Raw genomic sequence first — 10,241 nt, 5'->3', positions numbered from 1 at the left:
CACCGGATCCGAACGCCCCACCTCCCCCATCCGGTCCGTGTGTCGACCCCGACCCGGCTGTGATTGCCACGTGTCTGGATACGACCGGCGGCCTCGTTGCTCTGCCCGACGGCCGCAGCGCCCTGGTCGCCGAGCGTCGAACCGGTCGCATCATGGAAGTTGCCGCGGGACGAACCCCGGTGGAGGTGGCCCGCCTCGACGTCGACGGCACCGGTGACGGCGGTCTTCTCGATATCGCCCTGTCTCCGACGTACACCGAGGACAAGTTGCTCTATGCCCTCATCACCACCGCCACGGACACCCGAGTGGTTCGGCTGGCCCCCGGCGACGTACCCAAGGACATCGTGACCGGTATTCCTCGTGGTGCGACGGGCAGTGGCGGATCGCTCGATTTCTACACGCCAGGCGAGTTGCTCGTCCTCACCGGCGACAACGGCGACCCGGCGGCCGCCGCAAGCCCGAATTCGTTGTCCGGCAAGTTGTTACGGGTGACGTCACTGTCCCCGACGAGCGATCCCCCGAGACCGCAGATCGCGCTCAGTGGAATAGGAACAGCCGGCGACGTCTGCACCGACGGAACCGGAAACATCTATGTCACCGACCGTACGGCGGTAGAGGACAGGTTGCAGCGCATCGACAAGTTCGGCGCTGTGTTCTCCCCGGTGTGGACGTGGCCGGACCGTCCCGGCGTGGCAGGCTGCGCGGCCGGCGCGAACGGGGTCGCGGTCGCACTCACCACCGCCGAGGCCGTGGCAGCGTTGTCGACGGACCCGAACACCGGCGCCGTCTCGGCCGAACCAACCCTGCTGATCCAGGGCGAGTACGGACAGCTCAACGGCGCGACGAGCTCTGCCGACGGGCAGATACTGGTGGGCACCGTCAACAAGAACGGCACCGCCGTCGGACCGACCGACGACCGCGTCGTCAAGGTGCCGTTCCCCGGTGGTGGCGGCGGCGGTATCGACTGATCGGCACTGTATCTCGACCGAACGTGCAGCGACCGAACGACGACTGCGGCCGAGCACGTCTGTCGTGCTCGGCCGCAGTCGATCTCGGTGGTCAGGACTGGCCGCAGGCCTCGAGCACGAGCTCTTTGACGCGGGCAGCGTCGGCCTGACCCCGCGTGGCCTTCATCACCGCACCGACGATGGCACCGGCAGCTTGCACCTTGCCGCTGCGAATCTTCTCCGCCACACCGGGATTGGCCGCGAGCGCCTCATCGACGGCGGCCTGCAGTTTGGTGTCGTCCTTCTCCAACACGAGGTTTCGCGCCGACATCACCTGCGCAGGCTCACCTTCACCGGCCAACACCCCGTCCACCACCTGGCGGGCACCGTTGTTGTTGAGCTTGCCGTCGGCCACCAACGCGGCCACCTCGGCAACCTGAGCCGGGGTGATGGAGAGGTCGGTCAGCTCCAGACCTGCGATGTTGGCCTGCTGTGCCAGGTACGACACCCACCACGACCGTGCGGCCTGCGCCGACGCACCCGCCTCCACCGTTTCTGCGACGAGCTCGAGCGCACCGGAGTTCACCAGATCGCGCATTTCCTCGTCCGATACTCCCCAATCCGACTGGATCCGCGCGCGGCGAAGCCAGGGCAGCTCCGGCAGCGTTTCACGAAGCTCCTCGATCCATGTCGCGTCGGGAGCCACCGGTGCCAGATCCGGCTCGGGGAAGTAGCGGTAGTCCTCCGCGGTCTCCTTCTTCCGGCCTGCGGTGGTGGTGCCGTCGGACTCCTGGAAGTGCCTCGTCTCCTGAGTCACCTCGCCGCCGGATTCGAGAACAGCTGCCTGACGGCGCATCTCGTACCGAACGGCAACCTCGACGCTCTTGAGCGAGTTGACGTTCTTCGTCTCGGTGCGCGTGCCGAATTCCGTGGCCGTCTTCTCCATCAGCGAGACATTGGCGTCGCAGCGCAACGAACCCTGATCCATCCGCACATCGGACACGTTCAGCGACTTCAACAAATCACGGAGTGCGGTGACGTACGCGCGTGCGACCTCGGGGGCACGAGCACCGGTCCCCGTGATCGTCTTGGTCACTATCTCCACCAACGGCACCCCAGCGCGGTTGTAGTCGAGCAGCGAATGCGATGCACCCTCGATGCGCCCGGTCGCACCGCCGACGTGAGTGGACTTGCCGGTGTCCTCCTCCATGTGTGCTCGCTCGATCTCGACGCGGAACGTGCTGCCGTCGTCCAGCACGACATCGAGATACCCCTCGGTGGCGATGGGTTCGTCGTATTGCGAGATCTGATAGTTCTTCGGCTGGTCCGGATAGAAGTAGTTCTTCCGAGCGAACCGTCCCCACGGGGTGATCGAGCAATTGAGCGCCAGCCCGATCCGAACAGCCGACTCGACGGCAGCAGAGTTCACCACCGGAAGTGCGCCGGGAAGGCTCAGACAGACCGGGCACACCTGAGTGTTCGGTGCCGCGCCGAACGCGGTGGGGCAGCCGCAGAACATCTTGGTCTCGGTGCCCAACTCCACATGGACCTCCATGCCCAACACGGGGTCGAACTTGGCGAGCACGTCGTCGTAATCGATCAAATCGACGGTTGCAGCAGTCATGCACCGTAGTTTATGCACCCGTTACGCGTGGTCATTGCGCAGGCTCCACTCCCTGCACAACGCGCGGGTAACCTTGTGTGCTCGCTACCGTGCACGGGTGACCACTTCCGAGAAGCAGACACTCGCCATGACCGTACTGATGACACCGGACATGGCGAATTTTTCCGGCAACGTCCACGGCGGCACCATCCTCAAATTCTTGGACCAGGTGGCCTATGCCTGTGCCAGTCGCTACGCGGGGGCCTACGTGGTGACTCTGTCGGTGGATCGAGTGGTCTTTCGAGAGGCGATTCACGTCGGCGAGCTGGTCACGTTCTCCGCATCGGTCAACTACACCGGACGCACCTCGATGGAAGTCGGTATCCGCGTGGAAACCGAGAACATCCAGCGCGGTGAGCTTCGCCATACCAACAGTTGCTATTTCACCATGGTCGCGATCGGCGACGACGGAAAGCCGAAAGTGCTGCCCCAGTTGACCCCGACCACCGCAGTCGGTGCGCAGCGCTTCGAGGCAGCGCGGAGGCGACGCGAGTTGCGCCGCGAGACCGAACAGCGGGAGGCCGAGATCAGAGAGACCGCGAGTCGTATCTGAGCTGGGGCCCTGCGCCGGACTCAGCCGAAGAAGGCGGCGGCGTCGTCGTAGCGGGTCTGTGGCACCCGCTTGAGCTGCTTGGTGGCCTCGGCCAGAGACACCAGGCCGATTTCGGTGCCACGCAACGAGACCATCTTGCCGAAGTCTCCCGAGTGGGCAGCGTCGGTGGCGTTGACGCCGAATCGTGTTGCGAGCACGCGGTCGTACGGAGTGGGCGTGCCACCGCGCTGAACGTGTCCGAGCACTGTGGTGCGAACTTCCTTGTTGATGCGGCGTTCGATTTCGACGCCGAGTTGGTGGGCGACTCCGGTGAAGCGAACGTGGCCGAACTCGTCGATGCCGCCGTCGGTGAGCTTCATCGAATCCTCCATCGGCTTGGCACCCTCCGCGACGACGCAGATGAAATGCGAATCTCCACGCTGAAAGCGCTTACGCACCAAGGTGCACACTTCCTCGACGTCGAAGGGCTGCTCGGGGATGAGCGTCATGTGCGATCCCGATGCCAATCCGGCGTGCAGCGCAATCCACCCCGCGTGCCTGCCCATGACCTCGACGAGCATCACACGCTGATGTGATTCGGCCGTACTGTGCAGACGGTCGATGGCGTCGGTGGCGATCGTCAGTGCGGTGTCGAAGCCGAATGTGACGTCGGTGCAATCGATGTCGTTGTCGATGGTCTTGGGTACCCCGACCACCGGTACGCCCTCTTCCGACAACCACGCAGCAGCGGTGAGGGTTCCTTCGCCGCCGATCGGGATCAACACGTCGATGCCGTTGTCTTCCAGAGTCTGCTTGACGCGGTCCAGTCCGGCGCGCAGCACATCAGGATTGGTGCGGGCGGTGCCGAGCATCGTGCCGCCCTTGGTGAGCAACCGATCGTTGCGGTCGTCGTTGCGCAACTGGACCCGACGATCCTCGAGCAGGCCCCGCCACCCGTCCTGAAAACCGACGACCGTCGAGCCGTACCGCGCGTCCGATGTGCGTACGACGGCGCGAATCACCGCGTTGAGCCCTGGGCAATCGCCGCCTCCGGTCAGAACTCCGATGCGCATCGATTTTCGCCTCTCTGACAGGGAGTGAAGCCCGTGGAAAGACCACAGACCGTTCATTCGGTGGAGCCGGATATCGAATGTCACCCTAATCGTCCGTACCGACGTGCGCTCGTCGATGCCGTCTCGACCCTTCCGTGGCACAGCTGGGAACCGCTACGTGTTGCTCACTGTTCGACGCAATCGGGTGAACAACTCCCCAGGTAGCTCACCGGTCAGCCAGAAATTCTCCGGACACACCGCGGACGGCGATTCACGTCAGCGACCGCGAACGGTCTCGCGCGAGTCCTTGTCGTCCAACCTGCCGAACTTATGGGTGAGCAATGTTTCCAGTTTGTCCAGCGCCTCGGCGAAGGCCGTGGGGATGCGCGCGGTCGACGCGGTGACGGTGACGGGTTCCTGGCCGGCGGGTCGGGCCTCGATCATGCACCGAATGTCGTCGGAGGTCTCTCGCCCCGCGCTCTCGTTGCGAAAGCTGACGTCGATGCGCGTGAGGTGTTCGGAGAAGCGGTCGAGGGCGCTCACGACGTCACCCTCGACGCGTTCTCGAAGCTGACCGGTGAGGTCGAGGTTGTTGTCGGTACGAATGTGGATATCCATGCGAACAGCTCCTGAGGTCGGTGAACCTCTACCCAACCAAGCTCGACACCCGTACGGCAGTGCCAATGGTCCTCTTCGGGTGGACCATAGGTATCGAAGATCTCGGGCGGCCGGTGTCGGTACCGTCTGCGGTCCGAGGATCGGAGCAGGGGGAGATTCGCTGGTCACTTCGGTGTGACGACGCCGCTCTCGTAGGCAAGAACGACGGCTTGGGCACGGTCACGCAGGCCGAGCTTGCCGAGCACCTTGCCGACGTGGGTTTTCACGGTCTGCTCGGCCAGAAAGAGGGACTGCGCGATCTCCGAGTTGGACATCCCGGTGGCGATGAGTTCGAGTACCTCGCGTTCGCGCGGGGTCAGGTCGGCCAGTCTCGGCGAGTTGTGCCGCCGCGCTCCGCGGCGGGCCGTCACATCGGCGATGAGCCGTCTGGTCACCGACGGTGCCAACAGCGCCTCGCCGCGGGCGACGACGCGTACGCCCCTGATCAATTCCTCGGCAGGTGCATCCTTGAGCAGAAACCCGCTCGCCCCCAGAGCCAGTGCCTCGTAGACGTAGTCGTCGATGTCGAACGTCGTCAGCATCAGAATTCGCACCGGCGACGGAAGGGACGCAGAAACGATCGCGCGTGCGGCTTCGAGTCCGTTCATCTCGGGCATCCGTACATCCATCAGGACCACGTCCGGGAGCAATCGGGCGACCTCGCTGACCGCCGTCCGGCCGTTGTCGGCATCCCCGACCACCGAGATGTCGGCCTGAGCGCCGAGCAACGCACCGAACCCTTGCCGCACCATCGCCTGGTCGTCGGCGATGAACACCGTTGTAGCCACGCGCGTCAGCCTAGGCGAGATCGTCCGCGGCCACCGGGGCTGTCACGCCGTGGGGAACATGCACGGCGACCTCGAATCCACCATCGGGTAGCGCAGCGGCATGCAGCCACCCGTGTGCCGCCCGGGCTCGGTCGGTCATGCCAGGGATTCCGTTCCCACCGGAGTCGAATTCGATGGTCTCCCGCACATCGGCGGTCGGTGACGCCCCGTTGCGCACCGTCATCACGACGGTGCTCGCCCCGATCATGATGTCGACCGTCACCGCCGCTCCCGGTGCGTGGCGCGCGGCGTTGGACAGCGACTCCTGCAGGATTCGGTACAACGCCAAACCTGTTGTATCGGAGACGGATTCGACCGGTCCAGCGACCGTCCAGCGAAGATCCATTCCGGCTTCGAGGCTGGCACGAAGGGTGCGTTCGAGGTCGAGTGCATTCGGTGCCGGCGCATCCTGCCACGGCTGCCCGTCGCTGCGCAGCACCCCCAGCATGCCCCTGATCTCGTTGAGCGCTTCGCGCGCGGTAGCGCCGATCGACTCGAATTCCTTTGCTGCAGCCGGAGATACATCGTCGATTCGATACTGTGCACTCTGCGCCTGGACGACCACCATCGACATGTGGTGCGCAACGACATCGTGTAGGTCGCGAGCGATCTTCGCCTTCTCCTCCAGAATGGTGCGTCGGGTGCGCTCGAGTTCACTGACCTCCTCCTGCTGTGCGAGTTGCCTGCGGGAGAGGACGAGCCACCGAACGAGCAGTCCGAACATCACGACCGCCGACAGACCCACCGACCAACCGATTCCGTCCGAACCAGGCATGTACGCGAAGAACACCAGCATGCTGGCCGACCACGACACCAGAACCACCGACCGCGGAGACCGCAGAGCCACCGCGAACAGCAGCGTCAACAGTACGAGAACGTGGACCACCTGCCACGGGTAGTCGTATCCCTGGACGCGATCGAACACTGCCGGAATGACAAGTGCTGACAACGCCGAGACGGCCCACCCGAGCGCCGGGTTGATTCGGACGAGCACGAAGGGAAACGCTGCAAGCGCACTGACGATGGGGAGCAGCGGACCCGAAACATGATGCGTCACCGGCAATGTCGGCCACGCAATCGAATAGAGCACCGCAGTGACGAACACGATCAGCACATCGACGGAGCGGAAGCCCGCGATGCGAGTCGGCACCCTCCACCGCGTCGTACCGCGCCCTGATTCTGGCGTTCTGTTCTTTCGCACGTACCGAGCCTAAGCAGTACCCGCCCACGAGCGCGTCATACCTGAGTATCAGTTCGATGCCGGCCCCAGGTACCGGAGCAGCCACGGACCGACCTGTTTCGGTGATACGGCACGAGACCTCGGCGCGATGCCCGACGCGCCTCTCGCTTCCTAGCGTCGAATGTCATGAGCAGGAACATCTCTCGGACTCTGATACCCGTCGCTGCGGCGATCGTGGCGGTGACGGCGACCACCGGTGCCGCGTCGACGCCGCCCGCGACCGATACGACCTCGCCCACCGGAGCGGCCGTGCACGCACTGGTCACCGAACCGCCGAACGCCGCTGCGCTGACCATCCCCCGCGATTTCGCGTCCGTGATGGGATACCGCCCACGGGTACGGGACGCCATGGTCGAGAACCCATGGGGAGACTGTTCCTCGCCCGTCCCGTTGCCATCGGAATTCGATTCCGCATGCAAGGCCCACGATCTGGGCTACGACCTCATTCGCTACGCTGCCGCAACCGATCAACCGGTTGATCCGCAGTGGCGAAGAGCCATCGATGCCCAGCTGGAAACCCGCATGCACACTGCCTGCGTCGACCGGACCGACACTGGCCCTCGCCAGGCGTGCGAGGCCTCCGCATCGGTGGCTGCGATGGCCGTCGACATCAATTCCTGGCGACAGTTCTTCGGTACGCCGGTGTCCGAACCTGCACTGCCGTGGGCGCTCGGCGGCGCGTCGATCACCCTGGCAGCACTCTCGGCCCTGCTGACGGTCCGTTGCCTGCGCAGACGAGTGCACATCGGCGAGCCGAGTACACGCCGATGACCGGGTCGATCGCCGGGGCCGCCGCACCGTCGAGTGCCGCGCCAACGAGTACGGTGCCGTCGACTGCTGTGCCCGCGGCCACCGCGCCTACGAACGAGACGCACGGCGACACTGCATCCACAGCCACGGGGCAACGACTCCCGCGAGTGGGCACCTCCGCCGCACTCACTGCAGCTGTACTGATGTCTTCGGCTCCTGGACTACTCCCCCGGCCCGCGGTGACCCAGGCACTGTTGACCGGCGTCGCGATGGCGATCGGGCTCGCAATCGTGTGTTGCGCGAGGCGGGCATTCGGAACTGGGCGGCATACTCGGATCCGACCTCGGGCGTGGGCAGTATGCGTGGGAGCGCTGACCTCCACCGCAGCGGTGTACTCGAACATGTTGTGGCAGAACCGGTTACGTGCCGCGATGGATGCCGACACGGTGCACTGGACATATGTCGTCGACGTCCTGGGCGGAGCCGCCTGCGTCGCTCTGGCCCTGTGCGGACTCGCTCATGCAGTATCGAGAGTGTGTAGCGTCCGCTCGGTCGTCCTCATCACGGTCCTCGGGGTGTTGTCCTACGGCGTCGGCGGGCCGGTCATCCGCTCGGCCGTGGCCGGTTCCCTCTCTGCTTCGAGCTCGGCGACCGAGGACACCGTGCCCGCTCCAACCACCAGGACCAGATCCGGGAGCCCGGAATCGCTGGTGCCGTGGAACACCCTGGGTAGGGAAGGCAGGAGGTTCGTCTCGGGTGGACTCGATCCCACCACGGTGCGTACCTATGTGGGTCTCGACTCGGCACCCACGCTGGATCAGCGGGTCGACGCGGCCGTCGCAGAGATGGAACGTGCCGGCGCTTTCGAGCGCGGTGTCGTGGTCGTGGCGATACCGACCGGCTCGGGCTGGGTCGACGAGAATGCGGTCGCCGGCGCCGAACTCCGATTCCGCGGCGACGTCGCAACCGTTGCGTTGCAGTACTCGAACAAACCCAGCTGGGCGACGTTCCTGTTCGCCGAGGACGACGCGCGACGCTCGGCGTACGCGATGGTTCGCGCGGTCGCGACGCGAGCGGCGGAGCAGACGAGGCCGCCGAGCGTCATCGTCTACGGGCAGAGTTTGGGTTCGGTGGCGGGAAGCGACGCGTATGTGTCACTTCGGCAGACGCTCCCCGGCATTTGCGGTGCCGTCTGGGCAGGACCACCCGCCGGAGCCGTGAACACCGACGACGCCACCGTGCTCGCCAATGCCTCGGATCCTGTCGTCGCATGGTCCGCGAGCCTTCTGTGGTCGGCTCCGACACAGCAGGTCACCCACCACGATGCACCGTCGCCGATGTGGTTGCCGATCATCAGCTTCGTGCAGACCTCGGTCGATCTGGCCGCAGCGCTCGATGCCGATTCCGGACACGGCCACCGATACGGAACCGAGCAAGGCACGGCCATGCCGCGTTGTCGTTGACGAGCGTCCGCGCTCCCCCGCTCGGTCAGCCGACCAACCCCCAGCGTTGGCCGAGCCACTCCATCTCCTGCGCCAATGCCGGAGCCCACACCTGCATCGAGTGTCCACCGGGTAGCTCGCTGTAGTGCACATCCAGTCCGGCTGCAGCCGCAGCCTCGTAGGCCCGCTCGGTCTGGGGCCGGAACTCTTCGTCGTCCGAACCGGCGACGAAGGCACCGGCCGAGTCCGGAAAACTCCTGTGCGACAGCATGTACAGCGGAGTGGTTCGCTCGAAACGCGCCTCGGTCTCGGGGTCGTCGATGCCGAATGCTGCAGCGACGGATTCGCTTCTCGTCCCACGCCGTTGCTCGTCCTCACCGGAGATGTCGAGAAAGGTCGGGTACACCGACGGCTCCGCCAATGCCAGTTGCAGTGCGCAGGTTCCACCGTAGGAATACCCGCCGACAGCCCACGCCCGCGGATCGGAGGACACCCTGAAGTTCGACCGAATCCAGTTCGGCACATCGACCGAGAGGTACGTCGCCGCATTCCCGAGATCGGAATCCATGCACATCGGGTTCGCCTCGGTGTCACCCAGCCCGTCCGCAACGACGACGATCGGAGCGGCACCGTCGTGTCGTGCGGCGAAGGCGTCCATCGTCTGCACGACACGGCCGCCTTCGATCCAGTCGACGACGTGGCCGGGTTGACCGGTGAGCAGTACCAGCACGGGCAGATTCTCTGCTCCGGCGTCGTACGACGCCGGTAGATAGATCGTGGCCGGCCGCGCGGCGAAGTGCGAGACCGTTCCGGGTATCTCGCGATCGACCAACCGGCCGTGTCCCTCGGCCTGGACCGCCGGGCTGTGTCCCAACGCCAGCGCGACCGTCGGGTATCGAGTCACCGTCAGATTGGTGAGCACCGTTGCCGCCACCAAGACCGAGGCGACAAGCCCGAGTGCGCCGAGGGAGCCGAGCACGGCCCCCACGGCGCGGCGGTGCCGAACGCGCACGACGAGTACGCCGACCACAGCGGCACACAGCAGTGCCGCCGACGCCAGGGCGACCGTCGGCACTGCTCCGGACAGCAGCGGCTGATGAGCCAGATCCACAGCCCACCGATGCAGCACCT

General features: G+C 65.4%; 10 protein-coding genes. 4 read left to right on the top strand and 6 right to left on the bottom strand.

The features are described from left to right. Positions 1-968: sorbosone dehydrogenase family protein (locus J1M87_RS13800; protein WP_206490017.1), on the top strand; the 968-nt coding region annotated here is incomplete at its 5' end. A 91-nt stretch (positions 969-1,059) separates the two neighbouring features. Here the strand turns inward: J1M87_RS13800 and gatB are convergent. After that, positions 1,060-2,571, bottom strand: a complete 1,512-nt coding sequence (gatB, locus tag J1M87_RS13795; RefSeq protein WP_206490016.1) for an Asp-tRNA(Asn)/Glu-tRNA(Gln) amidotransferase subunit GatB — start codon at positions 2,569-2,571, stop codon at positions 1,060-1,062. 127 nt (positions 2,572-2,698) lie between these two features. On the opposite strand from gatB, the gene J1M87_RS13790 reads away from it, so the two are divergent. Next, on the top strand, positions 2,699-3,163 hold the full coding sequence (locus tag J1M87_RS13790; RefSeq protein ID WP_206490027.1) for an acyl-CoA thioesterase: 465 nt from the start codon (positions 2,699-2,701) through the stop codon (positions 3,161-3,163). Positions 3,164-3,183: 20 nt separating this feature from the next. Here J1M87_RS13790 and J1M87_RS13785 read toward each other — a convergent pair whose 3' ends face one another. The 4 genes from J1M87_RS13785 to J1M87_RS13770 all read right to left on the bottom strand — a co-directional run bounded on the left by J1M87_RS13785 (position 3,184) and on the right by J1M87_RS13770 (position 6,828). Further along, positions 3,184-4,215, bottom strand: coding sequence for an ATP-dependent 6-phosphofructokinase (locus J1M87_RS13785; RefSeq protein WP_206490015.1), 1,032 nt, complete (start codon positions 4,213-4,215; stop codon positions 3,184-3,186). Between the two features lie 255 nt (positions 4,216-4,470). Next, the gene (locus tag J1M87_RS13780; protein WP_206490014.1) at positions 4,471-4,812 is read right to left on the bottom strand and encodes an HPF/RaiA family ribosome-associated protein; all 342 of its coding nucleotides are present in this window, start codon (positions 4,810-4,812) and stop codon (positions 4,471-4,473) included. A gap of 164 nt (positions 4,813-4,976) precedes the next feature. Beyond that, on the bottom strand, positions 4,977-5,639 hold the full coding sequence (locus tag J1M87_RS13775) for a response regulator transcription factor (RefSeq protein WP_206490013.1): 663 nt from the start codon (positions 5,637-5,639) through the stop codon (positions 4,977-4,979). A gap of 10 nt (positions 5,640-5,649) precedes the next feature. Beyond that, positions 5,650-6,828: a sensor histidine kinase gene (locus J1M87_RS13770; RefSeq protein WP_206490012.1), complete on the bottom strand. Its 1,179-nt coding sequence runs from the start codon at positions 6,826-6,828 to the stop codon at positions 5,650-5,652. A 216-nt stretch (positions 6,829-7,044) separates the two neighbouring features. On the opposite strand from J1M87_RS13770, the gene J1M87_RS13765 reads away from it, so the two are divergent. Continuing rightward, the gene (locus J1M87_RS13765; protein WP_206490011.1) at positions 7,045-7,689 is read left to right on the top strand and encodes a hypothetical protein; all 645 of its coding nucleotides are present in this window, start codon (positions 7,045-7,047) and stop codon (positions 7,687-7,689) included. Then, the gene (locus J1M87_RS13760; protein ID WP_206490010.1) at positions 7,686-9,131 is read left to right on the top strand and encodes an alpha/beta-hydrolase family protein; all 1,446 of its coding nucleotides are present in this window, start codon (positions 7,686-7,688) and stop codon (positions 9,129-9,131) included. The genes J1M87_RS13765 and J1M87_RS13760 overlap by 4 nt, the downstream gene beginning before the upstream one ends. A gap of 25 nt (positions 9,132-9,156) precedes the next feature. Here the strand turns inward: J1M87_RS13760 and J1M87_RS13755 are convergent, their stop codons facing one another. Beyond that, a complete protein-coding gene (locus J1M87_RS13755; RefSeq protein WP_307830811.1) occupies positions 9,157-10,239 on the bottom strand; it encodes an alpha/beta hydrolase-fold protein in 1,083 nt (360 codons plus the stop codon). Positions 10,240-10,241 lie beyond the last annotated feature (2 nt).

Origin of the sequence: Rhodococcus sp. KRD162 (assembly GCF_017168335.1) — a bacterium.
In the GTDB taxonomy this organism is placed as follows: domain Bacteria; phylum Actinomycetota; class Actinomycetes; order Mycobacteriales; family Mycobacteriaceae; genus Rhodococcoides.
Note: the sequence above shows the minus strand (reverse complement) of the source record. Positions and strands in the feature narration are given on the sequence as shown.